At 68.0% G+C, this 21,740-nt stretch carries 26 protein-coding genes; 12 read left to right on the top strand and 14 right to left on the bottom strand.

Annotation, left to right across the window (positions count from 1 at the left end; translation table 11 throughout):
• Window positions 1–103: 103 nt before the first annotated feature.
• From ACFC1R_RS23615 to ACFC1R_RS23605, 3 genes are read left to right on the top strand one after another with little or no spacing between them, the layout of a single operon-like run.
• Complete coding sequence (locus ACFC1R_RS23615; RefSeq protein ID WP_375941653.1) at window positions 104–1,198, top strand: ABC-three component system protein; 1,095 nt, start codon at window positions 104–106, stop codon at window positions 1,196–1,198.
• The gene (locus tag ACFC1R_RS23610) at window positions 1,195–1,656 is read left to right on the top strand and encodes an ABC-three component system middle component 2 (RefSeq protein ID WP_375941651.1); all 462 of its coding nucleotides are present in this window, start codon (window positions 1,195–1,197) and stop codon (window positions 1,654–1,656) included. Before ACFC1R_RS23615 ends, ACFC1R_RS23610 begins: the two co-directional genes overlap by 4 nt.
• Entirely contained in the window at window positions 1,649–3,481 is a 1,833-nt protein-coding gene (locus tag ACFC1R_RS23605; RefSeq protein ID WP_375941649.1) for a hypothetical protein, read from the top strand. The genes ACFC1R_RS23610 and ACFC1R_RS23605 overlap by 8 nt, the downstream gene beginning before the upstream one ends.
• Before the next feature lie 172 nt (window positions 3,482–3,653).
• Here ACFC1R_RS23605 and ACFC1R_RS23600 read toward each other — a convergent pair whose 3' ends face one another.
• The 8 genes from ACFC1R_RS23600 to ACFC1R_RS23565 all read right to left on the bottom strand — a co-directional run bounded on the left by ACFC1R_RS23600 (window position 3,654) and on the right by ACFC1R_RS23565 (window position 10,127).
• Entirely contained in the window at window positions 3,654–5,393 is a 1,740-nt protein-coding gene (locus ACFC1R_RS23600) for a relaxase/mobilization nuclease domain-containing protein (RefSeq protein WP_375941647.1), read from the bottom strand.
• Window positions 5,393–5,815 (bottom strand): plasmid mobilization relaxosome protein MobC, encoded by a 423-nt coding sequence (mobC, locus tag ACFC1R_RS23595; protein WP_375941645.1) that lies wholly within the window; start codon window positions 5,813–5,815, stop codon window positions 5,393–5,395. The genes ACFC1R_RS23600 and mobC overlap by 1 nt, the downstream gene beginning before the upstream one ends.
• Before the next feature lie 230 nt (window positions 5,816–6,045).
• Complete coding sequence (locus tag ACFC1R_RS23590; RefSeq protein ID WP_375941643.1) at window positions 6,046–6,270, bottom strand: hypothetical protein; 225 nt, start codon at window positions 6,268–6,270, stop codon at window positions 6,046–6,048.
• Window positions 6,271–6,363: 93 nt separating this feature from the next.
• Window positions 6,364–7,410 carry a DUF2637 domain-containing protein gene (locus ACFC1R_RS23585; RefSeq protein WP_375941641.1) on the bottom strand — a complete coding sequence of 349 codons (1,047 nt, stop codon included), beginning with the start codon at window positions 7,408–7,410 and terminating at the stop codon, window positions 6,364–6,366.
• The gene (locus tag ACFC1R_RS23580) at window positions 7,407–7,976 is read right to left on the bottom strand and encodes a WhiB family transcriptional regulator (protein ID WP_375941639.1); all 570 of its coding nucleotides are present in this window, start codon (window positions 7,974–7,976) and stop codon (window positions 7,407–7,409) included. Before ACFC1R_RS23580 ends, ACFC1R_RS23585 begins: the two co-directional genes overlap by 4 nt.
• Before the next feature lie 117 nt (window positions 7,977–8,093).
• Window positions 8,094–8,789, bottom strand: a complete 696-nt coding sequence (locus ACFC1R_RS23575; RefSeq protein ID WP_375941637.1) for an ATP-binding protein — start codon at window positions 8,787–8,789, stop codon at window positions 8,094–8,096.
• The gene (locus ACFC1R_RS23570) at window positions 8,789–9,808 is read right to left on the bottom strand and encodes a hypothetical protein (protein ID WP_375941635.1); all 1,020 of its coding nucleotides are present in this window, start codon (window positions 9,806–9,808) and stop codon (window positions 8,789–8,791) included. The genes ACFC1R_RS23575 and ACFC1R_RS23570 overlap by 1 nt, the downstream gene beginning before the upstream one ends.
• A 1-nt stretch (window position 9,809) precedes the next feature.
• Window positions 9,810–10,127, bottom strand: a complete 318-nt coding sequence (locus ACFC1R_RS23565) for a transcriptional regulator (RefSeq protein WP_375941633.1) — start codon at window positions 10,125–10,127, stop codon at window positions 9,810–9,812.
• A 434-nt stretch (window positions 10,128–10,561) separates the two neighbouring features.
• Between ACFC1R_RS23565 and ACFC1R_RS23560 the strand changes: the two genes are divergently transcribed.
• Window positions 10,562–11,008, top strand: a complete 447-nt coding sequence (locus tag ACFC1R_RS23560) for a Secondary metabolite protein (RefSeq protein WP_375941631.1) — start codon at window positions 10,562–10,564, stop codon at window positions 11,006–11,008.
• Window positions 11,009–11,093: 85 nt separating this feature from the next.
• Here the strand turns inward: ACFC1R_RS23560 and ACFC1R_RS23555 are convergent, their stop codons facing one another.
• The gene (locus ACFC1R_RS23555; protein WP_375941629.1) at window positions 11,094–11,915 is read right to left on the bottom strand and encodes a helix-turn-helix transcriptional regulator; all 822 of its coding nucleotides are present in this window, start codon (window positions 11,913–11,915) and stop codon (window positions 11,094–11,096) included.
• Window positions 11,916–12,368: 453 nt separating this feature from the next.
• Here ACFC1R_RS23555 and ACFC1R_RS23550 point away from each other — a divergent pair, with 453 nt between their 5' ends.
• The 4 genes from ACFC1R_RS23550 (at window position 12,369) to ACFC1R_RS23535 (ending at window position 16,207) form a co-directional block, all read left to right on the top strand.
• Window positions 12,369–13,079: an SDR family oxidoreductase gene (locus ACFC1R_RS23550; RefSeq protein WP_375941627.1), complete on the top strand. Its 711-nt coding sequence runs from the start codon at window positions 12,369–12,371 to the stop codon at window positions 13,077–13,079.
• A 188-nt stretch (window positions 13,080–13,267) separates the two neighbouring features.
• The gene (locus ACFC1R_RS23545; RefSeq protein ID WP_375941625.1) at window positions 13,268–13,765 is read left to right on the top strand and encodes a regulator component; all 498 of its coding nucleotides are present in this window, start codon (window positions 13,268–13,270) and stop codon (window positions 13,763–13,765) included.
• 16 nt (window positions 13,766–13,781) lie between these two features.
• A complete protein-coding gene (locus ACFC1R_RS23540; protein ID WP_375941623.1) occupies window positions 13,782–15,029 on the top strand; it encodes an MAB_1171c family putative transporter in 1,248 nt (415 codons plus the stop codon).
• Between the two features lie 2 nt (window positions 15,030–15,031).
• Complete coding sequence (locus ACFC1R_RS23535; protein ID WP_375941622.1) at window positions 15,032–16,207, top strand: cytochrome P450; 1,176 nt, start codon at window positions 15,032–15,034, stop codon at window positions 16,205–16,207.
• Window positions 16,208–16,282: 75 nt separating this feature from the next.
• Here ACFC1R_RS23535 and ACFC1R_RS23530 read toward each other — a convergent pair whose 3' ends face one another.
• From ACFC1R_RS23530 to ACFC1R_RS23520, 3 genes are read right to left on the bottom strand one after another with little or no spacing between them, the layout of a single operon-like run.
• A complete protein-coding gene (locus ACFC1R_RS23530) occupies window positions 16,283–16,405 on the bottom strand; it encodes a hypothetical protein (RefSeq protein ID WP_375941620.1) in 123 nt (40 codons plus the stop codon).
• Window positions 16,406–16,430: 25 nt separating this feature from the next.
• Window positions 16,431–17,111, bottom strand: coding sequence for an HEXXH motif-containing putative peptide modification protein (locus ACFC1R_RS23525; protein ID WP_375941618.1), 681 nt, complete (start codon window positions 17,109–17,111; stop codon window positions 16,431–16,433).
• A 7-nt stretch (window positions 17,112–17,118) separates the two neighbouring features.
• Window positions 17,119–17,850, bottom strand: a complete 732-nt coding sequence (locus tag ACFC1R_RS23520) for a hypothetical protein (protein ID WP_375941617.1) — start codon at window positions 17,848–17,850, stop codon at window positions 17,119–17,121.
• A 398-nt stretch (window positions 17,851–18,248) separates the two neighbouring features.
• On the opposite strand from ACFC1R_RS23520, the gene ACFC1R_RS23515 reads away from it, so the two are divergent.
• Window positions 18,249–18,416, top strand: a complete 168-nt coding sequence (locus ACFC1R_RS23515) for a hypothetical protein (RefSeq protein WP_375941615.1) — start codon at window positions 18,249–18,251, stop codon at window positions 18,414–18,416.
• Between the two features lie 374 nt (window positions 18,417–18,790).
• Here ACFC1R_RS23515 and ACFC1R_RS23510 read toward each other — a convergent pair whose 3' ends face one another.
• Window positions 18,791–19,366: an HD family hydrolase gene (locus ACFC1R_RS23510; RefSeq protein WP_375941613.1), complete on the bottom strand. Its 576-nt coding sequence runs from the start codon at window positions 19,364–19,366 to the stop codon at window positions 18,791–18,793.
• Window positions 19,363–20,553, bottom strand: coding sequence for a helix-turn-helix domain-containing protein (locus ACFC1R_RS23505; RefSeq protein WP_375941611.1), 1,191 nt, complete (start codon window positions 20,551–20,553; stop codon window positions 19,363–19,365). Before ACFC1R_RS23505 ends, ACFC1R_RS23510 begins: the two co-directional genes overlap by 4 nt.
• Before the next feature lie 247 nt (window positions 20,554–20,800).
• Between ACFC1R_RS23505 and ACFC1R_RS23500 the strand changes: the two genes are divergently transcribed.
• From ACFC1R_RS23500 to ACFC1R_RS23490, 3 genes are all read left to right on the top strand, one after another.
• A complete protein-coding gene (locus ACFC1R_RS23500; protein ID WP_375941609.1) occupies window positions 20,801–21,034 on the top strand; it encodes a hypothetical protein in 234 nt (77 codons plus the stop codon).
• A 53-nt stretch (window positions 21,035–21,087) separates the two neighbouring features.
• Window positions 21,088–21,258: a hypothetical protein gene (locus ACFC1R_RS23495; protein ID WP_375941607.1), complete on the top strand. Its 171-nt coding sequence runs from the start codon at window positions 21,088–21,090 to the stop codon at window positions 21,256–21,258.
• Window positions 21,259–21,502: 244 nt separating this feature from the next.
• Window positions 21,503–21,649 (top strand): hypothetical protein, encoded by a 147-nt coding sequence (locus ACFC1R_RS23490; protein ID WP_375941605.1) that lies wholly within the window; start codon window positions 21,503–21,505, stop codon window positions 21,647–21,649.
• Window positions 21,650–21,740: the final 91 nt, after the last annotated feature.

The raw sequence follows: 21,740 nt of genomic DNA, 5'->3' as shown, positions 1-21,740 counted from the left end.
GACCTGGTTCGTACTCTTCTCTCGATCGGGGTAACAGTGGTATCACTTGACCCCGAGTGATCAGCTGATCACGAACGTGCGAGACTTGGGGGGCTGGGAAGCAGTGTCTGATGGCGTCGACACCGAGGCGGACAACAGCGATCCGCCACCGCTGACCCTCATCGGTCCCTGGCTGAGAACTCACGCTGTGCCATCCCCAAAGAAGATCGTCTTCTCGTACGATCCCGACGAGTTCGAGGAGTTTGTCAAGGAATGGGTCCCCGCTCTGGCGACGAAGTACGTCGCAGTGCAACGGCACGGTGGTTCAGGCGATCACGGGGTCGATGTCGCGGGCTACCTGACCCCGGACGGACTTGAGGGAGCCTGGCACAACTACCAGTGCAAGCACTACGGGGAGGCCTTAACGTGGTCCAAGGCCGCTCCCGAGATGCGTAAGATGTTCGCTTCGGTCGTGAGCGGACACTTCACCATTCCCCAGCAGTACGTCTTCGTCGCGCCGATCATCGGCCCCCGACTCGTCCGGCGATTGTCCAAGAAGACCGAGTCCAAAGCCGAGTTCCTCAAGGAGCTGGCTTCCACCCGCGATCCCGTCATCACCTCGCTTACCCCCGAGAGACGGCGCGAACTCCGCGAGCTCGCCGAGGCCACGGACTTCTCCATGTTCACCACCATCGACATGGACGAGATGCTGTCGCTGCACCAGACCACGCCGCACTGGGCGGTGCGCTTCCCCCAACCCCCGGCGCCACGTCCGCAGAGGATGCTCCCGCCTGACGCGCACGCCCCGAAGGAGGCCCGCTACATCCAGCAGTTGGTGTGGGCCTACGGAGAACTCTGGGGCGAGCAGGCCGACAGCCTGGATCGCATCGCCGAACACGACGAGGCACGCGATCATTTACGCAGACAGCGGGAGGCCTTCTACAGCGCGGAATCGCTACGCTTGTTCGCCCGTGACTCGACGTCGGACGGGCATTTCGAGGCCATACTCGATGACGTCTACGACATCGTGGTCGAGGTCGCGGCCGGCAGGTTCGAGTTCGGGTACGACCGCGTGCAAGCGGTACTGGCCGCCTCCGGAAACGTCGAGCTCACCAAAACGATCCTCACCGAGTTCGTGCGGCCGCTGGACCGCAAGGGGGTATGCCACCACCTGGCGAACGCCAATCGCTTGATCTGGTGCAGGGGAGGCGCCGCGTGAATCCGCTGAACAGCCCCCTCGAAATCGGGATGCGTGCGCTGGTCCTGCTGGCCGAAAGCCATCCCGAACCTCTAGACCTGGCCCAGATCACCCTCCTCGACTACGCACTCCTACACAGCGGCGAGTTCAACGGGCCACCCAGCCTCCACCCCGACCTGCCCGCCCGGTCCGGTGAATTGGGCATGAAGCGAGGCCTGTTGGAGCAGGCGCTGCTTGTCCTGATCCGCGCCGAGCTGGCACGGCTGGAGCCCGCTATCGACGGCCTCGTCTACCGTGCGACGGAGCGGGGGCCCGCGTTCGTCGAGCTCCTCGAAGCCCCCTATGTCGAACGTCTGCGCGAGCGCGCCGAATGGGCCGTCCACCAGTACGCGCCCGACGCCGACGTGCGAGCGGCCACGCGTGCGCTCCTCAACCGCCCAGCCGAGACACCCCTACCCCCCGAGGTCCCCCGTGGCTGACCTGCGACTGACCCACCTCACCTACGCGGGATCCGGAAAGCCCACCGCCCGCGTGGCCTTCGGCCCCGAGCTGACTGTCATCTACGGTGCCTCCGACACGGGCAAGTCCTTCATCGTCGAGTCCATCGAGTACATGCTCGGAGGCGCCCGTCTCCCGCTCATCCCCGAAGCCGAGGGCTACAGTCAGATCCTCCTCGGGTTGCAACTGCCCGACGGAGCGCCACTCACCCTGGTCCGGCGACCGGGCGCCGGCACCGTGCACGTCCACTACGAGGACCTGCGTGACCTGGTCACTCGACGGTCCGACCGGGAACTGACCGCGGTCCACCGCGCGGGCAGCTCCCGCAGTCTCTCCGCCGTGCTCCTCGCGGAACTCGGCTACGCCGACACGCAGATCCGCAAGAACGACGCCGGCGGCACTCGAGGACTGTCTCTGGCCGACCTCGTGCACCTGTCCCTGGTGACCGAGACCCGCATGGGCGACCCCCTCTCCCCCGTCCTGCGTTCGAATGCGGCTCCCGGCAAGACAGCTGCCGCCTCGGTGATGAAGTACCTGCTGACCGGCGAGGACGACCCGGTGGTCGATACCGGACCGAACACCAACCAGCGCCGGGTCCACAAGGGCCAGATCGGTCTCCTCGACCAGATCGTCCTGGAGCTCTCCGCCAAACTGACGACCCGGGAGAACGCCAGCCAACTGCGCGAACGGCTGACGCGGATCCAAGCCACCATCGACGCCCAGTCCCGCTCCCTGCGGGTGATCACCGACCGCCACGTCGGAGCGGTCGCCAACCGCATGACCGCCGCACAGGAGCTCGCCGTTGTCGAGTCCCGTCTGGCCGAGGTCCACGACCTGCTCACCAGGTTCGGGCTGTTGGAACAGCAGTACCGCTCCGACCTCGACCGGCTCGCGATGGTCAGTGAAGCCGGCAGCATCCTCGGCTACTTCCGCGTCGGCACCTGTGTGTTCTGCGGCGCCGAACCCGAACACCAACACCACGGGCACGGAGAACAGGAGACGACCCAACTGCACGCGGCCGTCGAAGCCGAAGCTGCCAAGACCAGCTCGCTCCTCACCGACCTCCTCCCGACCATCGTCGACCTGCGGACCCAGTTGGACGAGCTGGTCGGGCGAAGGGGCGTCCTGCTCCTGCGAGCCAGAGAACTCGACACCGAGATCTCCGAGGCCGAGGAACGCCTCTCACCCTTGCGGACACACATGGACGACCTCCTGGCGGCCCGCTCAGCTGCCGAACGTGAACTCGAACTCCACGCCCGCATTGAGGAGCTGGAGGATCGACGGTACAAGCTCGACGGAGCGGGCGCGGTCCGCTCCCACCGGCCCGCCACCCACATCCCCGCCCGAGTGCTCTCCAGCTTCGACGACGTCCTGAGGCGGACACTGACCGCGTGGTCGGTTCCCTCGGTCGAGTTCGCCGAGTACGACCAATACGGGATGGAAGTCCGGGCCGGCAGCCGGCCCCGGGCCGGACGCGGCCAGGGCGTCCGCTCGGTCCTACATTCGGCGTTCACCACCGCCCTCGCCCGGTACTGCCTCGACGGGGACCTGCCCCATCCCGGATTCGTCGTCCTCGACTCCCCTGTAGTCACCTACCGCGAACCGGTTGGGGAGGACGTCGACATCACCTCGAACGTCGTCGACCACTTCTACCAGGACATGCTGACGTTCCCGGGCCAGGCCATCGTCATCGAGAACGGCGACCCACCAAACAGCGTGCTCTCCTCCGCCACGACGTACCGCTTCACGGGGCCTGGGGGAGGCCGGCCTGGTTTCTTCCCGATCTCTCCGACCGACGGGGGGTGAGACCGAGGCTCATAATTCGACGCGCTACTCCAGCTGCGGGAGCCGGTCAGAGGCTACCGGGACCGAGGTGGTAGTCAGGGCCGGGGTACTGGTGGTGCGCTCGTCGCTTCTGGCCACGAGCTCTCCGTTCGCGTGCCCGGCGAGCCGGACGGTGCTCGCCTGGCCTGTGAGGTCAGCGGCGCGGGGTCGGGCGACGCCGGTCGGTGGCGGGCTGGGCCGGTGCCGACTGGGCGACGCGCGGTGCGGTTCGTCCTAGCTTGGCGGTGGTCCGGGTGGAGGTGACCGAAGCGCTGCGCGGCGGTGCGGGGTCGGCGGGTAGGTTGGCGATGCGGCGGATGCGCCAGACTAGGACGTCGTCGCGGCTGCGGGCAATGCCGAGTCCCCGCCAGGAGGTGACCTCTTCGAGGAGGGCCGTCGGATCGTGGCCGGCCTTCTCGGCTTCGGCGAGGACGGCTGCCAGGGCGTCGTGGTCACGGGCCGGTGCCGACGGCGGCTGGTCGTCGCCGAGGACGGTGCGGATCGTCGTGTCGTAGTGTCGGCGTTCGGCCGCGGGAATTGCGCGGCCCGCCTCGCACATCGTGTGCATGGGGGTGGCGGCGGCCTGCTGGTAGGCGGCGCGGAGGTGTTCGGCGGCTTGGCGGGAAGCGGCGGCCTGCTGGGCGTGGCCGCGGGCGGAGTGCCAGCGGGCGGCGGCCAGGGTGACGAGGACGAGGGTGGACAGGAGCATGGCGGTGGCGCCGCCGTCTTCGCCTCGGCCGAGCGCTCCGCCGGCCTGGATGATGCCTCGGGCGGCCGAGCGCAGGGCTCGGGTGTCGGCTCGTTCGGCGCGGACACGAGAGCGGGTGGCGCGTTCGAAAGCACGGGCGGCGGCTACCAGTTCGGAGCGGGTGGCAGCCGGTGAGGTCCGGGCAGTGGCGTCGAGCAGTTCTCCGACGCCGATGAGCTGAGCTGCGCCTTCGTCGTCGTCCGTGGCAAGACGGGTGACGGCGTGTTCGGCGGTCTGGGTGGCGTGGCGGCGGGCGTTCGCTGGCGGCGACCAGCGTCCTGGTGTGCCAGGGGCGTTCGGTTCTGTGGTGACGGTTGCGTCGGCCAGGCGTTGGCGGATCTTCGGGAGGGAGAGGTCGGGGGCGAGGGTGGAGCCCGCAAACCAGATCGGTGCGGCGTTGCGGTTGCGGTCGCCGGGTAGTGCGACGGTGTAGCCGAGGACGTCGCCGGAGGGTGCGTGGCGCAGTTTGACTCGTAGTCCTGCCTCGCGCACGCGTGTGAAGAACTCGGCCTCGGTGGCGGCTCCGGCGAGGGCTTGGCGGACGGTGGTGTGGAGGGTTTCGCGTGGGGTTTCGGTGCGGCCTGTGCGTTCGGCTTTGAAGCGTTCGGCGCTGGTGGGCTTCTTGGCGGCGGTGCCGTCGCCGGGTGTGAGTTGGCGGAGGCCCATCTCCTTCTCGATGCGGCGGCATTCGGCCTGGGCCTTCTTCAGGTCGTAGTTCAGGCGGGCTCGGCGCAGGTCGCCTCGGACCATGGTGGCGAGGATGTGGATGTGGTCGTCGGCGTGGCGGACGGCGACCCAGCGGCAGCCGTCCGGGTCGCCGTTGGGTGCGAGGTTGACGGCTTGGATCAGGTGGCGGGCGATGGTGTCCCATTCGGTGTCGGCGAGGAGGCGGTCGCCGGGGTCGGTGCGGACCGAGCAGTGCCAGACGTGTTCGGCCGGGGCTTGGGTGCCGGCCTGCTTGACGCGCAGGTCGAGGGAGGCGGCGAGGCGGGAGAGGGTGGCTTCGGGGTCGCGGCCGGGGTCGGGGGCGAAGCCGTCCCAGGATCCGACGAGGTGTGGGTCGGTATGTTCGTCGCGTTTGCCAGGCCCGTAGAGGTAGGCGAGCAGTCCGCGGGTGTTGGAGCCTCGTCGGATCTTGGGGACCATCAGGTGCGCTTCTTCACGAAGGCGTCGGCCGTGTCGTCGACGCGGGCCAGGGTGCGGGTCAGGGCGGTCAGAGTGTGGTCGAGTTCGCCGGGGCGTACCTGTCCGCCGGAGTTGAAGATGCAGGCGATCTGGTTGACGTTGTTGCCGACGCGGGAGATCTGGGTGCGCAGGGCGGCCAGTTCGTCGATGGCGGCGTCGAGTTGCTCGTTCGGCTTCGGGCTGATGGATCCGCGGGCGGCAGAGAGGCCGGCGGCGGCGAGGTAGCCGGCGGGGTACATGCCGGCGCGTTTGGCGGCAGCGGTGATCTCGGCTTTCTCGTCGGCGGTCAGGCGGGCGGAGATGACGTCTTCGCGGTGGGTCGGCTGGTAGGTGCGGCGGCGGGGTCGGCGATCGGGGAAGGCGGGCTGGCGGATGGTACGCATGTCGGGATCAGCTTCTACTTCCGCCATCCCCGGCACCCCGCGGTGTCCTTCGCTCTGCTGGTCTCCGGGCGCCCTCGCCTGGGGATCAGCGGAGCCGTCCTCGCCGCCCTCGGTGAGGACGCTCGCGTTGGATAGCCCGTTGGGATATCCAATGCGACAACTTGCTCCGCCAGAGGCCGTGGGGTGGTCACGCTCCGGTCCTGAGGTGGTGGCCGCCTGGTCGTTGTCGGTCACCGGCTCGTCTCCGCGTCTCGGTGGTGGATGTCGCGCAGGACCTCCTCAATCCAGTCCATGGCCAGGACAGAGTGGTGCAGGGTCCACGGGCGGCTGTGGCGGCGTCGCTGGGCGGTCCAAGAGCCTTCGGGGCCCGCTTCGGCGCGGTGAAGGTGGCCATGCTTGTGCAGGACGGCGAGCCAGGTGTCCGCCTCGGCCGGGGTGGCAGGGGATATGCGCATGGCAAGGGTCTCCGGTTCGCTGATGGAGGTGTCCAGGGTGGGTGACCGGTTAAAGGTGTCCGGGCCGGTCAGCCACCCTGAGGAGGTGTCCGGTCAACCCAGGAAAGTCTCGGGCGGCTGCCGGAACTCTGCGCGCAGCTGGACCACGAGGTCGGTCAGCCGGTCGTTGGACAGCGGAATGTCCTGACCGCGGATGGCTTGGGCGACGACCTTCCGGGTCGGCTTCTTGTCCTTGGTCTTGACCGCTGTCCGGGCGATCTCCAGAAGCTCCTCGGTGTTCAGGTCGTTCCGCCGGCCAGCGGTCGCCCCAGTGGCCCGGTTACTGTCCGGTCGACCGGTGTCCGACCGGTTGCCAGTCGGTTGGGCGTTGTCCGCCGAGCGGGTGTCCGGTTGTCCGCCGAGGTCAGGGCCCTTCGGTGCCTGGTCCTTGTGACCGATGACGGCGCTGTCCGAGTTTGCGCTGTCCGCCGCTGAACTGTTCCCGGCCGCTTTCGCGTTCGCCCGAAGCGGCTTGTCCCGGGACAGCCGTGGTCGCTGGGTGCCCTGACCTGGTGCACCGGCAAGCGTGGTGTCCGGCTGTCCGGTGCCGGCCTGTCCGCCTCGTGGCGGTTGTCCGGCGCGGGCTGTCTGAGTGCCTTCGGTCGGTTTCGCCCGACCCCCCTGGCCGACATGGTCCGGCTGTCCGGGGTTGCTTCGGTCACTGTCCCCGGTCGCCCCGCGGGCGATCAGGATGTAGAGGTGGACAGCTCCGGCCAGCGCGAGCGGGGCGAGGGTGGACAGTACCGCGACCACGGTGTCCCCGAGTCGCAGGCCGGTGACCGACCTCTGCTGGTTGAGCCTCACCGCGTGCAGTGCGTTGGCCCAGATGCTGGCGGTGGTAGCGGTGCCGAACAGCAGCCAGACGTACGCGCGGGCGCGCAGCGGTGCGTTGCGTAGGACGAGCAGCGCTCGGACGCCGTAGGCGATGAAGCCGTCGATGACCAGCGGGAAGAGATAGGTCAGGAACCCGCGGACGTGGATGGCGACCGCCATCTGTTGCAGGGCGTCGTAGGAGAGGGCGCATCCGGCTCCGCCGAGGGTGATGACGACGGCGCGGTCCCAGCCGGTGACAGTTGCCGTGGTCGCTGCTGGGGTGGTCATGCCGCCGTCCCGAAGTCTGCGCGGCCGAGGGTGCGCTCGCTGGTTGTCCCGGGTCGCCGGGGCGTGTTCGTGGCCTGTTCCAGGTCGCGGTTGCGAATCGCTTGGCGGGTCTCGCGGTAGAGCCTGTTGGCGTGCTCGTCTGTGATCTTCAGGAGCCAGGCAAGGCGCTCGACCGTGACGCCGTGACGGTATCCGGCTTGGATGACCGCGCGGCGTTCGGCCTTGGTGAGGTGGATGTCGCGTCCGGCCAGGGTGGCGTTGACCCGGGAGTAGTCCAGGCGGGCGGTGATCTCGTCGTGGAGGGGTTCGCGCTCTTCCTCGGTCATGCCGCCGCGGATGCCGTGGGTGTCGCCTTGCTCCAGGGCGGCATCCAGGCATGCCTGCCGGACCGGGCACTGGCCGCACAAGCGCTTGGCTTTGGCGATCTTGATGGTCTCGTCCGGGTGGGGGAAGAAGATCTCGGGATCGACCGGGTTGTGGACGGTCGACTGGCAGACGGCCTTGTCCTGCCAGGTGTTGTCGCCGAGCGAGCGGTGGCGGGCAGGGGTCGTCGTCGTAATGGTCATGCGGGGTTGCTCCGATCGCTCTCCGCGCGCAGGGCGGCGTCGGCGGAGAGGTGTGCTGGTTCAGGAGGAACGGGCGGCGCACTGTGGGCACGGCCCGGTGAGTGGCCTGATCGTGGGTCAGGCGGCGCTGAGTCGTCTGCGGTCGACGTCGTCGAACTGGACCCGCGCAGTCATCTGCGCGAGGCGGGAGGCGACGCGGTCGCCGAGGTAGTCCCGGAGGTCCTTGATTCGCAGGTTGGTGGTGATCAGCGTCGGGAGCATCTGGTTGTACCGGCGGTTGATCAGGCGGTAGGTGATCTCCTCGACCCACTCGCTCGACTTCGCGGCGCCGAGGTCGTCCAGGATCAGCAGCGGGCAGCGGCTGACGGCCGCCAGTTCCAGCTCGCTGTCCACTCCCGCCCTTGGCCGCAGGTGGGCGTAGAGGTCGGCGGCAGTCGTGGCGCGCCAGCGCACGCCGAGGCCGGTCTGCACCAGGTGCCGGACCGCGCCGTAGGCCTCGTGCGTCTTGCCGGTGCCGACCACGCCGGCCAGCAGCAGCGATGGACCGGTGGTGACCTGTCGACGTGCGCCGACGCTCGGGGCAATCGCTCGCTCGGCGACCTCTCGGGCCCAGGCGAGGACCATAGGATGGGTGGCTGTCGCGCCCTGGTAGCGCGGCGGGATCGCGTTCGCCAGGGCGCTCAAGGGCGAGTACGGCTCGGGCTCGTCGGTGACGGCGGCCACAGCCGCGGGGTTGATGTTCCGGGCGGCGAGGATCCGGGCCATCCGGTCGAGCGTGCCCTCGCCGAGGGTCTGCGGGTCGCGGGTGCGCATCACAGCTCCTCGGCGTAGTCGGTGGCGGCGTCGACCGGGTTGGTCCACGTCTGGTGAGCAGGCACGGTAGGCCGGAATCCCGGCCGCGCCAAACCAGAGCCTCGTGAGTTCATGGAGTCGTTCACCAGGCTCGGCAGGCGACTCGGATGGCCCTGGATCTCGGCGAACCGCTGGAGCCCCGCGCGGATGTGCTCCACCGCGATGCCATCGTCCAGGAGCCTCTTGGTGATCCGGCCAAGGTGTCCGAGGACGTCGCCCGGAGGGCGCTCGGCGCAGGCGGTGACGTACTCGGCGAGGAGGCCCTTGGCCGAGACGGTGGCGCCGGGCGCTGTGCGCCCCGTAGGGAAAGAAGATCCAGGATCCAAGATCCTAGATCCAGGCGCCGAGCCCTCGCCGAGCCTTCGGAGAGCCTTCGGGGAGTCCTCGGAGAATGCCGCCTGGCCTGCTGTTTTCCCGACGCCGTGGTCCGGCGCCGCAATGAGGCCAGCCAGGGCGTCCTGGTGAGTCGTCGATGCCTGGCTCTGTCCGGCAAAATGCATCGGAGTTGCCTCCATCGGCAGATCGAGGGCTCCGGGATGGTTCGACGAAGGTTCGGCGAAGCCTCGGGTAGCCATCGCCGACGCCTCGGCCGCCTTCGCGCAAGTGCCCTTGCAGGGGCCGCAACGGTCGGCGGCGTGGTGGTGCGGGCACGAGGGCAGCCGAGACTGACTCGGCTTGTCGATCTTCTGGTGCTCGGACCAGGTGACGATGTGGAGGTAGCGGCGTCCATCGCAGCCGGTGTACCGGCAGATCAGCCCGGCGTTCGCGAGCTGGTGGAGGTCGTCCTCGACGTGGACCGAGGTGTGCTCGGCGCGCAGCGGCCACAGGAGCCCAGCGATGATCGCCGCGTTATCCCGGTGCCGACCGTGGTCGTCGGCCTGGGTCAGCAGGCCGAAGAAGCTCCGCTCGGCCTCGACCGTCACTTCGGCGAGTGACTCGGAGACAAACGCCTCCGGTTTGATGGTCCGGATCCGCGCCATGTCAGCGGCCCCGGCCGGTCGCGGCTCGGGCACTGCCGCGGGTGAGCGTCGCGGTGGCGAGGAAGAGGGTATGGGCCAGACTCCAGTCGGCCTCGGGCCATACCCGAAGGATCCAGCGCGCCGCGATCTTGGCGGTGATGCGGCTCAGCTCGATCGGCTCGCCCGCTGCGTCCAAGGCACGGGAGTACGTGTAAGGCCACCGCTGGGTGGGGTCGGTGAAGCTGACGCGGATGGTGGCGGCGCCGGGGATCATGTCTGCGAGCTGCGCGGCGAGGCGCTGCGGGCGGGCGGCGTCCCGGCATGTCGGGGTTCCACTCACGGTCGTGAGCATGCGATACTCCGTTGCTTGTAGGAGCGCAGGTGGCGGTTCTCGTGCAGAAGCCCCGCCGCCTGCGTGGTTGTGATTCGGTGCCTTTCGGGGTGCTGGCCCCGGCGTCCAGGAGTTGGTAGCTCCCGGACGCCGGTCTCGTTTCCGCCCCGGTTCGCCGGTCACGGTGGTCCGCGCATCGCCTGTCCCCTCCCCTCCCGGCCCCCATTTGGCGGCGGGAGCAGCACCATACGAGGCACGCTCGCGATCAGACCAGGGTTTCCACCCGGCCTCACCAGCACATATCAACTGCTGAGCGATCTCTTGCGGGATCAACGTACACTCCAGTTGCGCCCCGTCGTCAACTGCTGTGTTGAGCGAAAGGCTCTCGGATTCCGATCCACACACTCCAGTGGTTAGACTCGTCGGGACGACAGGAGGTGGACATGACCGAGAGAGCAGGGCGGACCTTCGCCGAACGGCTGGACCACTTGTTCAAGGAGATCCACCCCGACAACCGCGGCCCGTACACGTACGCTGAGGTGGCCCAGGCCATCAAGGAGGCGGGCGACGGCGCGATCACGGCGAGCGGGATCCAGCAGCTCCGCACCGGCGCGCGAGGCAACCCGAAGATGGCGACCATCAAGGCACTCGCCGACTTCTTCGGCGTGCCCGCCGGCTACTTCTTCGACGACCAGGTAGCCGAACGCACGGAGGCCGAGATTAAGCTCGTGGCAGCGATGCGGGACGAGCAGATCGCGCAGGTGGCACTCCGGTCCGCCGGCCTGTCGGCCGCGAGCCTCAGGATGGTGCACACCGTAATCCAGCAAGCCCGGCACCTGGAAGGACTCCCGTCCGAAGATGACTTCCTGGGCGTCGATTTGAACGAATAATCTACGCGCATTGTTCAATAGACAGCAGTGGGCGCACTCGAACCATTGGCTCGAATGCGCCCACTGCTGTCTATGTCCGCCAGCCCTAGTCCGCCATCTGCAGAACGATGAAGCGCGCAGTGCTACTGCGGAGCGGTGTCAGGGCCATGATATTTACGGCAATCTCCCGGTCTCCGTGGTAGGGCAACCTCAGTCGGCGTTCATGACCGTCTGGATGCTCGATCACCTCGTGCCGATCCCAGATCTCGCGCGCCTCGGGGTTTCCCTTCAGAATGTCTCGCTTGAGCTGCTTGAGGGGCTCACTCCCGGGGAGTTGGAGGCAGGCGAAACGGATCTGCGCCAGAAAGGGGCGCGCCCAGTCGTCTCGCCAGTTCACCAGCTGCTCGCGGGCCTCGGGGTAGAGGAAGGCCCACCTCATCAGGTTAGGCTCGTAGGGGATCCACGGGAACCAGTCGGCCTGCGGCTGATTGTGCCCGAAGATGGTCCACGCCTCGTCGGAGAGGTAGGCCGGATGCGGGAGCTGGCTATCCAGGAGTCGCTGCATAGGGCCGTCCAACGCCCGAATGGCCTTGGCATCAGCACCGCCGCGCGGCGCGGGGGCCCGACCGATAGCGCGCAGATAGAGGCCATGACGCTCGACGTCGGACAGGCGGAGCGTAAAGGCAAGCCGATCCAGGAAGTCCTCAGAGAAGTTGGCCTGGCGCCCCAGCTCCAGCTCGCGGTACCACCGATCGCTCACACCGGTGAGACGGGATACTTCCCTCTGAGACAGCCCTGAGCTGCGTCGGCCGTCGCGGACCAGACCGGGGATGCGCTGGGGATCGAGGCGGCCCCGCCAGCACCGGAGCAGGTCGCCCAGAGACTCGGCAGGGTCCTCTGCGGCGCCCGCCGCCTCGATCACGCTCATGAGTGGTGATTTTACGGGGAACTTGGGCGATCTTCTTAATTCGATCTTGTGGCTCATATCACGCCAAAAGCGACACGGCGTCAGAAAATCTTGAAAGCAAGATCAGCTTCACGGAACGTGTGCGAGTTGTCGCCCGCAGGTGGAGGCGACCCGCGAGGCGGCAGTCGAGCCCCAGAGTCAATTGCACGGAACAATCCGCGGCGCTTCTGACCGCCAGCGCACGATTGGCGCTTCGGCTCAACCCCCTGGCATCACCTTAAAAATTCAACGAGCGGCCGCCATCGGCAACACTCCGTGAGCGGAACTGCCGATTCCCGGAAGTGAGACTTCCGCTCATGTCAGTGCATTGTTAGGAAGCGCCGATTTCCGGAAGCAGCAGTTTTGGCAACACGCCTGTCAGCGGCCTGCTTCCTGCCCGGCGTGGTTCTGGCTTGTGCGTGAAGGAGCAGGGGAATGACCGGTCGGTCGATTCTGGTGGTTGGTGGAAGTCGGGGGATAGGGCTGGAGGTGGCTCGGCAGATGGCCGAGGATGGTGACCGTGTCGCCATCACCTACCGCTCCGGCGGACCGCCCTTCGGCCTCTTCGCGGTGCAGTGCGACGTGACAGTCCCGGACGACGTCGAGCGCGCCTTCGTGGCTGTTGAAGCGGAGCAGGGGCCAGTGGACGTCGTGATCATCAACGCTGGTGTCACCAGGGACTGCCTCCTTCTTCGGATGGCCGAGGAGGACTGGGCGGCGACACTCGAGACCAACCTGACCGGTGCATACCGCTGTGCCAAGCGCGCGGTCCGCGCGATGCTCCGCGCGCGACGAGGCGGCAGGCTGGTCTTCATCTCGTCAGCCGTCGCCATGATCGGTGAGGCCGGCCAATCCAACTACGCGGCCAGCAAGGCGGGGCTCATCGGCTTCGCTCGCTCCCTCGCACGCGAGTACGGCGGCAAGGGCATCACCTCAAACGTGGTGGCCCCCGGTCTAACCGAGACGGACATGACCGCGGTCCTCAGCAAGGAACGCCTGGACCACATCATCGCCCAGGTCCCACTCCGCCGAATCGCCCAGCCGCGGGAGATCGCTTCGGCGGTCCGCTTCGTAGCCAGCGAAGACGCGGCCTACATCACGGGCGCCGTCATCCCGGTCGACGGCGGCGTCGCCATGGGCCACTGACGCTCCGACAGCGAGACGACGCGTCCGACCGACGGCCTCACTGACAAGGTCAGGTTGACGGCCGGCGAGCCGTCACACGCTTGGCGGTTCCCGTCTTGCCGTCGATCTCCACCGCTACACGCGAAACCCTCTGCTCGGCCATCCAGCGGCCGGCAGGCCCCAGCGACCGTTCCCTGTAAGGGGAGATCATGGACAAGCGCCACCTTCGAGCCGTCTGCGAGGAACGCCTCGGACGTCTTGAACTGCCCCACGGCTTCGGCACCCAGCAGCTGCGCGAGGCTGTCGCCACCATGCGGGGAAAGCCGATCATCCTCCAGTCCCTTGACTCGAACTGCGCTGCCAACACTCCCTGCGGCATTCGGGTCGAGACACCTACCGTCGACTACCTGTTCGTCGAGCAGGGGACCTCGGCCGCCCACCAGCTGCACATCCTGGCGCACGAGATCAGCCACATCCTCTGCGACCACCCGGGCTCGCTTTCCCTTGGCGACAACGCAGCCGCAGCCATCGGACTGAATCCGACGCTCGTTCAGCGCATGTCCGGCCGTACGGCCTACATCACCGCAGACGAACGCGAGGCCGAGTACATGGCCACGCTCATCCGCCAACGCGTGTACCGCGAACGCCTCCTCCCAGCCCGTCGGCCTTCAGTGGCCGACGAGCGCTGGGATGCGATCTTCGCCTGACCCGAAAGTAACGACAATGATCAGCGCCATCTTCGGCGGCATGCCCCTGCTGCTGCTGGCCGCATCGCTCTACTGGGCATTCAGACGCCGCCCCGGCCGGCGTCCCGCCGGCACCCTGAGCCTCTCCGCCTTCCTCACGTGCTTCGCGATTGCCTTCAGTGCCTACGAACCGGCGATCCGGGCTCTGGAAGACTCCGTCTCGCCGGACTTCTCCCGGTTGGTGAGCAACTCCGCGACCCTGTCCGCGGCGGCCAGTGTCGTCTCAGTGCTCCTCCTTCTCAACCACGATGCGAGCGAGGCTCGGCGCCGGCTGCGATGGCGACTTCGATTCCTGGCCGTGGCTGTCGCCACGATGGCCGTCGCCTTTGCGGTCACCCCGCGCACTCTGATGTGGAGTGCGGCCGAGCTCCAAGGCAAGCTCGATGAGGCTCCCGCCTCCTTGCACGTCTACTCCGCCGCGTACATCGCGTTCCTCGGATACGCCGTCTATGACTGCCTCACCCAGACGTGGACCCGATCGCGCACCGCCACCCGGAAGAGCCAGCGCGTCGGCCTTCGCATCACGGCCGTCGGTTGCGTCTTCGCCCTCGTCTACACCGCCTACAAGACCATCAATGCCGTTGGAGCCCTGTTCGGTTGGGAGGTGATCCCCGGCGGGCCTCGCTGCAGCAGCCTGATTTCTCCGGTCTCCTGCGCCCTCAGCGTCACAGCTCCGGCCGTCGGCGTGCTCCTCATCACCGCTGGCCTGACCCTGCCAGCCGCACTCTGGCCGCTCACGCAGTTCCTCCGCCGCCGCTGGGAGCGTAAGTCGATCGCCGACCTCGATCCCCTGTGGCATGACTTCACCGCGGCCCTGCCCGAGATCGTCCTCGATGACGATGCCGTGGTCGAGAGCGAGGTCGACTTCCTGCTCCACCGTCGCATCGTCGAGATCAACGACGGCATCCTTAGCCTGCGCCCGTACCGCTCGCTCATGGTCCAGCAAGCAGCCATCCGCGAGGTTGAGCGTCGGAACCTGGCCGGCACTGCCGACGGTGACGCAACGGTCGAGGCAGCCATCCTGGCAGCGGCCATCCGTGCGATGCGCGCTGGCGCCGAGCCGGAGTTCGCTCTGGCACCGCAGGCTTCCGCAACCGCCAGCCGTGCGGGAGACCTCCGCGCCGAGACCATCTGGCTACGCTCTGTGGCACGGGCGTATGCCGCAAGCGACATCGTCCAGACGGCATCGCGCGAGGCACCGATGCTTGAGACGGCACAGGGATGAGCATGAGCAACCCACTTCAGGACCCAGGTTTCTTCCGAAACCCGTACCCCACCCTCGCGGCACTCCGAAGCACCTCGCCGGTCCAGGAAGTACCCAACGGAGGAGGGCGGTCAAGCTACCTCGTTACCGGCTACGCCGAAGCCAGAGCAGCCTTCACCGACCCGCGGCTGTCCAAGGACACGGGGGCCTACTTCGCCGGCAAGGACACCGGACGGAACCTGCACCCCGCCGTATCCCAGAGCATGCTGGCCACCGATCCACCCCAGCACACACGACTGCGGAGCCTGGTGACGAAGGCGTTCACGCCGGGCGCCGTCGCTCGGCTCCGCCCTTACATCGCTAGCGTGACGGACGAACTGCTCGACGCATGGGTGCCCGGAGAGCAGACCGACGCCATCGAGAGCCTCGCCGTCCCGCTGCCGGTCACCGTCATCTGCCAGCTGCTGGCGGTTCCCGACGTCGACCGCGCGGCGGTGCGCACATGGTCCAACGAACTCTTCGCGGCCGGACACCCGGAACGGATCGACTCCGCCTCGCACGCCGTCGCCGGCTACATGGCTGACCTCATCACGGCCAAGCGCCGCACCCCCGACGACAGCCTGCTCAACGCCTTGATCCGCGCCCGCGACGGCGAGGACCGGCTCAGCGAGGACGAACTCGTCTCCCTCGCGGTGCTCCTTCTCGTAGCCGGGCACGAGACCACCAGCAACCTGATCGGCAACGGTCTACTAGCCCTGTTGCAGAGCCCGGACTCGTTGCACCGCCTGCGCGACGAGCCCGACTTGGTCGACGCGGCCGTGGACGAGCTTCTCCGGCTCGACTCCCCGGTGAGCATGGCCACCTTCCGATTCACCACCGAGGCCATCAGCCTCTGCGGCGTTGAGATCCCCGCGGGCTCACCGGTGCTGATTGCGCCCGGCGCCGCCAACCGCGACCCCGCGCGATTCTCCGACCCGGACCGACTCGACCTCGACCGGGACGCCAAGGGGCATCTCGCTTTCGGCCACGGCATCCACCGATGCCTCGGGGCGTCCCTCGCCCGCGCCGAGGCCGCGATCGCCTTCCGGCGCATCGTGGCCCGATTCCCCCGTCTTCGCCTGGCGGTGCCCAGTGTTGAGCTGAAATGGCGACACAACCGGCTCATGCGGGGCCTTGAATCGCTGCCTGTTCTGCCATAGACCGATCGCCTGATGACCATCCGCCTGTGGGAAGGAGCCGGTGTTCCTCAGCCGCCCATTCCGACTTCCTTTCGATCAATCAACTGGTACCGGCAGATGCTGGCCGTCATCGGTGGTCAGCAGGTCTGACAGGCCGTCACGGGCGAACGCGGCGATGCTGGGGCTCGCGTTGTGCGTCACGGCCAGCTCGGTCAGCACGAGAGCATCCGATTTCGGTGTTCGCTCATTGGGGACGCGGCGTGCATTGCAGGGCCGCGTCCATCGCCCAGGAGACTCGTTCCCGGACCGGCGTGGATGTGATCAAGGTGGCGGCCTTAGCGAAGTCCAGTACGGCTGCTCGCAGAAAGCGCCCCTGTTCGGTCAGGTAGCCGTCCAGAAAAGCGCGAGCGGGAGGCGGGGCACCGTCGAGGGCACTGGCGCTGTAGATCGCCGTGAGGGAGAAGGCCCAGCATGCATGGAGGAACCCGAAGACGGGACATGTTGTTTCGCGCCACGGCGAGTAGAACGTGACGTCGTCCGGTAGCAATACCGCTGCCGTGGCCAGGGCGTAGTTGAACCAGTGGTGGCCAGCCTCATAGATCAAGTCACGCGCAAGCACCTCTGCCGCACCGACGTAGTCGGTGAACAAGGTGCCGGGGAGGCGTGTGATGCTCCAACTGGGGAGGGTGCCACGCAGTTCCCGGCGTTCGAGCAGACAGACAAACAGCGCGTGCTGATCCACCAGCCCGCCGCCCTGCCTTCGGACGGAACCCAGAGTGGCCTCGAACAGTTCATGCAAACCGACCGGGGCAGGCGCGGTCTCCAGTGCGATGAGGTAGTAGGCCGTCTCCGAGAGTGGCGACTGCCGGAGCTGATCGTTGATGCCTACGCGGGCGAGTGGGAGAGCTTGGAGGACTTCGCCCACGACCAGCTCATGGAGACGGACGACGAGTACCGCGCGGCACGCCGAGATCGCGAGAAGTCCGGGTGGGTACGACCTCGTCGCGGCGGCCACCCTGCCAGGCTGCGAAGGCGGGGTGTGGTGGGACGGCACCGGCTACCGCCTCATCCCCGCCGGGGCCCACCTCGGGGCCATGGGCCGCCGCGTACGCCGCAAGGTGGTGGACCTGGCCCTCGCCGCCGGGTTCCTCCAGCAGCGGGACGACGGCGACCTCGTCGCCACCGCAGACGGCTACGCCATGCTCGCCATCTGGCGGCACCACCGCGCCGAACTCGCCGAGCCCTGGGCCGCCCGCGCGGAGCCCCAGGCCCTGCCCCCGCTTCCCGGCGGCCAGGAAGCCGCCCGCCGCCGCGAAGCCGCCCGCCAGCGCGCTCTGGAGCTGGAGCGCCAGGCTGCCCAGAGCCGCGCCGAGTTCCTGCGGCGTCGTGAGGAGGCCGAGTGGCAGCACCAGGCCGAGCTGGACGCCGCCCGCCAGCGCCGAGCCGACGAGCAGGCCGAGCGCCAGCGTGCCGAGTGGCAGCACCAGGCCGAGCTGGACGCCGCCCGCCAGCGCCGAGCCGACGAGCAGGCCGAGCGCCAGCGTGCCGAGCGCGCCCGCACCGGCGCGGACATCGACCTGACGTGGTCCGCGGTGGGTGCCAGCCGCTGGAGCGTCACCGGTGCCGGGCACGACCGCCGCCTGGACGTCACCCTCAACGAGCACGACTTCGCCTCGGACATGTACGAGATCCGGGAGAACGGGCACTTCATCTCCCGCCACCCCTACCGGCATCAGGCTGACGCCGCCGTGCGGCAGCTGCTCGCCGACGGAGTCGAGATCCGCAAGCAGGCACCAGAGCCCATCCCTGCCCCGGACAGCACCGTTCCCTCCACCCGTCAGTGCGTCACCGGCCCTGCTCGCCGATGGCACAAGGCTCCACCCCCACCCGTCCGAACGGAAGGAACCACCCCTGAGCAACCACCCCGACAACGTCCTACCCGACGGCCGGTGGGACGACCGGCTCTTCGAACTCGACTCCGAAGGCCGCAGAGGCCACTACCTCGGCGTCCGGGGCCTGGGCGAACAGATCGGGCACAGTGGAGAAGCACGGGGGTGTCTGGATGCCCAAGGACGCTGCCGGGGCGTGGGTCGGTGCAGCCGCCGGCCGCTCGGGCTACCTCACCCGCCAGGTGGCGGCCATCGAGCTGTCCATCGCTGTCCCGCTCCCGCCGCCGGAGGAAGAGGAGAAGTGCCGAGTGGCACCAGGCTCCACCCCCCTCCTGATGTAACTGGGCAACAAAGCCCGAGAGGAGAACACCCCCGCCTCCGCCGTAAGCGGGGGTGGGGGTGGGGAGGTGAGCTACTGACTTTGGCGCTTCAAGGTGATTGGCCTGTTTGCGTAGCTGACCGGCGGTCATCTGCGCGCTATGCCGTTGGTATGCGCTGGGCGGATGGGGGCGGTCTGACGGCGAAGGCACGTCAGTACCGCGAGTCGGCGCGGCTGGAGGCCGCCGGGTTGTTCGAAGACGGGGTCCTCACCGGGACCGGACTCTCTCTCGACCTCCCACCGCCACCACCTTGAAGCGCCGAAGTCAGTAACGGACCATATAGCGGTACACCGGAGCGTCTTCCCGAGCGGGCTCCTTATCGCCCGTCGGCAGCGTCACCCGAGGTAGACCCTCTGCCACTCCAAGGACGTCATGGTCAGTGCGGCCTCAGCAAGGGTGCGAGCCGACTCGGTCTTGAGGCTGCCGAGGCTGCTGTCAATCCACGGCTGGACGTTCTGGTATCCCTGCTCGCGGTACTCCACAGCCTGAATCAGGCACTCCAGCTTGTCCGCGTCATGGGCGACGGTGACTTCCAGGCTCTCGGCGTTCTCGTACTCCTCCACGATTGCCTGCACTCCGGCAACGACGGCCGGGTGAGCAGCGCTGACCTGGTCGGCGGTCACGCGTTCGTTCGAGGCGGCGGTGAGATAGCGCCGGCCGATGTGCGGGATATCGCTGACCCGGGTCTCTTGGGTGTCGTGGAACAGGCAGAGCAGGGCGACCTTGGCTGGGTCGGCACCTTCCATCATCGCGAGCACCGCGCCGACGACACCCGTCCGGAACGAGTGCTCGGCGATTGTCTCGGGGTCTTTGACCCCAGCGATCCACCAGCCGGAGCGCTTCGCCCGCTTGAGCATGCCCGCCTCGAACAGGTAGCTCGCGGTGCCCTTCGCCTGCTTGTCGTCCGTCATCGCTGTCCTTCACTGTTGGAGCGGTTGTTGCTATAACCGCCTACCCGCAGACCGTAGTGCACAGACTCCAGCTCGCGGCGGGACTGCTGTGAAAGACCGTCACCATCGAGCAGCGTGCGCACTCGTGCGGCCAGGTCGCGGGCTGTACGGGGGTCCGCGTCGGCCAGGCCGCGTCGGCTGAGCATGAGTGCCCAGATCGAATGGACGTACAGGTCGGTGTATTCGCCCGCGCGGTCCAGCCGGATGGCGAACTGTCGCAGCAGCGAGGAAGCATCCCACGCTGGACGTTCGTGCTCGGCCATGAAGTCATCGCTGGTCTGGGGACGTGAGTCGAGCCCGAGCCAGTGAGCCCAGTAGTTCAAGTTCGCGGTTTCGAAGTCGTCGTTGTCGGTGATCGAGCGAGCGATGAAGTCCCGGAGTAGCTCGGGATCCCCCTGTCGCGCCAATGCCGCCGCGACCGACCGCGCCTCGGCCCAGCGGGGTGACCACCCCGAGCCGGCCGAGGGAATCCGGCCTCGGCGGTGCATCCCACCAAACCACTCGACCACATCGCGGGCCCGGTCGTAGGAGGACAAGTACCAGACCTGTCTGCGAAGTAGCGCGGTCTCCTCACTTCCGGCCTCCACCAGGTCGGCGGTATGCCGGAGGTTGTCGAAGAAGCGCGAGCGCTCGCCCTGTCCGAGGAGCGGTGCAGTGGAGACCGGCCCGCGTCGGGCGGCAGGGATGCTCAACTCGGCGGCCACCGCGCCGGGCAGAACCCCGCTGACAGCCCAGCCGATCATGTGCGTGGTGTCCCGGGTAAGCACCCACCCGGCCAGCGGATGTTCCAGAACCTCGGACCTCGTGGGCCGTGACCGCAGTATCTCGCCGAGGACGAAGTCCGCGTCCATCGCGAGGCTGATCAGGTCAACCATCCCGGCCGGCGCGCCGAGCAGGATCAGCTTCCGGCGCAGCACCACCAGGTTCCCGGCCCTGGTGGAGGAGAGCGGTCGACGGCCGGACTCCCAGCCTTGGACGGTGCTCTTGTCGATGCCTAGGTCCGCGGCCAACTCGTCCTGAGTCCTCGGGATCTGCTCCCGGATGACCTTGAACAGGAAGCCAGAGATCACCCCTTCGGGGAGCCGCACGACCTCGGGCTGACTGCCAGTCAGTGTTTCGATGCGCCTCGGCGGTGTCCGAGCAGCCATTGCGGGCCCCCCTTGGCCTCGATCGTCCGGGTAACTCGTACTGGCAGTCCGTCGAACCCTGGATTCACCGACCGTAACTTCATGACTACGGCATCGCCGATGACAGCGGAAGCCTAATACCAACTCGGTCTCCCGCGGACAACAGTGATGCCCGGCCGCCCAGCCCACACGACCGGGTGGCCCTGCCGACGACCCGCAAGATCCCGATTCGCTCGCCTCCCCGGCCTCTTCAGAAAGGAGGGCAACGATGGCGAGGCGCAACCCCAAGCGCGAGTATCGCGAGGTTGTGACCGGTCCGACGAGGTTTGAGCTGGCCGTGCTCCCCGCTGGCTGGAACCCGCTGGACGACTACCGGGCAGCGCGCGCAGCCGAGCAGCCCCTGTCCGTGGGAACGCGGCTCCAGATCGACGCGGTGCGGTCTACCTGCTCCTGCCGCGACTGCACGGCCCGCCGCACCGACCCGTTGGCCCTTTCGGCCTGAGAACGACCGGCGCAACGGCCCCGCAGGCCCCGACTCGATGGAGAGGCGCAACTGTGAACAGTGTGATCCAGGGCGACCCGGTCCGGCACCGCACGGACGGCTGGACGAGTACCGTCGCCGAGATCCCGAGCAAGCTCGCCAACCACGCCTGGGTGAACCGGGACAGCTCCAGCGACCCGTACCCGGAGATGGTCCTGCTGGCGGACTTGGAGGCCGCGGATTGAACGCGCTGCCCTCCTCGCCCACGGGCGAGGGGACCATCGCCGACCGGCCCGACGGCTACCGGCAGGGGACCTGCTGGGCCTGCCAAGGGACACGCTGGTCTGCGCGGGCACCTGGCTCCAGGCCCCCGGCGAAGCCCAGGGCACCTGCCACTCGGTCTGCAACGACTGCATCACCCGCGCCCGTAGCCCCCTGCGCCGCGCCGCGCTGCGGGCCGCGCTCGACAAGCGGACGGCGTAGGACGGCGTGGACGACCAGGACGAGTACCGCGAGGCGGCCGCGCAAGCCGCACGCGGAGTCCCGACCCCGGTACCGGTAGCCGTCGCCTACACGCTCGCTCTGTTCGCGCTGAGAGCGCTGGCAACGGCGTTGATCGCCTCCAACCGCTTCTAGGGCGGGTATCGGGTCGTGATCAATCTGTGGGATTCGCTCTCACGGCGAGGCCTGATCAGGTAGATCATGTCGCGTGACGCGAGTGCAACTG

It is taken from the genome of Kitasatospora sp. NPDC056138 (assembly GCF_042264695.1).
Lineage (GTDB): Bacteria > Actinomycetota > Actinomycetes > Streptomycetales > Streptomycetaceae > Kitasatospora.
Note: the sequence above shows the minus strand (reverse complement) of the source record. Positions and strands in the feature narration are given on the sequence as shown.

What these genes read in the sequence shown, in the direction of transcription:
- ACFC1R_RS23600 (WP_375941647.1), bottom strand. Translation starts at nt 5,393, where the DNA reads ATGGTCCCCAAGATCCGACGAGGCTCCAACACCCGCGGACTGCTCGCC.
- mobC (WP_375941645.1), bottom strand. Translation starts at nt 5,815, where the DNA reads ATGCGTACCATCCGCCAGCCCGCCTTCCCCGATCGCCGACCCCGCCGC.
- ACFC1R_RS23590 (WP_375941643.1), bottom strand. Translation starts at nt 6,270, where the DNA reads ATGCGCATATCCCCTGCCACCCCGGCCGAGGCGGACACCTGGCTCGCC.
- ACFC1R_RS23585 (WP_375941641.1), bottom strand. Translation starts at nt 7,410, where the DNA reads ATGACCACCCCAGCAGCGACCACGGCAACTGTCACCGGCTGGGACCGC.
- ACFC1R_RS23580 (WP_375941639.1), bottom strand. Translation starts at nt 7,976, where the DNA reads ATGACCATTACGACGACGACCCCTGCCCGCCACCGCTCGCTCGGCGAC.
- ACFC1R_RS23575 (WP_375941637.1), bottom strand. Translation starts at nt 8,789, where the DNA reads ATGCGCACCCGCGACCCGCAGACCCTCGGCGAGGGCACGCTCGACCGG.
- ACFC1R_RS23570 (WP_375941635.1), bottom strand. Translation starts at nt 9,808, where the DNA reads ATGGCGCGGATCCGGACCATCAAACCGGAGGCGTTTGTCTCCGAGTCA.
- ACFC1R_RS23560 (WP_375941631.1), top strand. Translation starts at nt 10,562, where the DNA reads ATGACCGAGAGAGCAGGGCGGACCTTCGCCGAACGGCTGGACCACTTG.
- ACFC1R_RS23555 (WP_375941629.1), bottom strand. Translation starts at nt 11,915, where the DNA reads ATGAGCGTGATCGAGGCGGCGGGCGCCGCAGAGGACCCTGCCGAGTCT.
- ACFC1R_RS23550 (WP_375941627.1), top strand. Translation starts at nt 12,369, where the DNA reads ATGACCGGTCGGTCGATTCTGGTGGTTGGTGGAAGTCGGGGGATAGGG.
- ACFC1R_RS23545 (WP_375941625.1), top strand. Translation starts at nt 13,268, where the DNA reads ATGGACAAGCGCCACCTTCGAGCCGTCTGCGAGGAACGCCTCGGACGT.
- ACFC1R_RS23540 (WP_375941623.1), top strand. Translation starts at nt 13,782, where the DNA reads ATGATCAGCGCCATCTTCGGCGGCATGCCCCTGCTGCTGCTGGCCGCA.
- ACFC1R_RS23535 (WP_375941622.1), top strand. Translation starts at nt 15,032, where the DNA reads ATGAGCAACCCACTTCAGGACCCAGGTTTCTTCCGAAACCCGTACCCC.
- ACFC1R_RS23515 (WP_375941615.1), top strand. Translation starts at nt 18,249, where the DNA reads ATGCCCAAGGACGCTGCCGGGGCGTGGGTCGGTGCAGCCGCCGGCCGC.
- ACFC1R_RS23510 (WP_375941613.1), bottom strand. Translation starts at nt 19,366, where the DNA reads ATGACGGACGACAAGCAGGCGAAGGGCACCGCGAGCTACCTGTTCGAG.
- ACFC1R_RS23505 (WP_375941611.1), bottom strand. Translation starts at nt 20,553, where the DNA reads ATGGCTGCTCGGACACCGCCGAGGCGCATCGAAACACTGACTGGCAGT.
- ACFC1R_RS23500 (WP_375941609.1), top strand. Translation starts at nt 20,801, where the DNA reads ATGGCGAGGCGCAACCCCAAGCGCGAGTATCGCGAGGTTGTGACCGGT.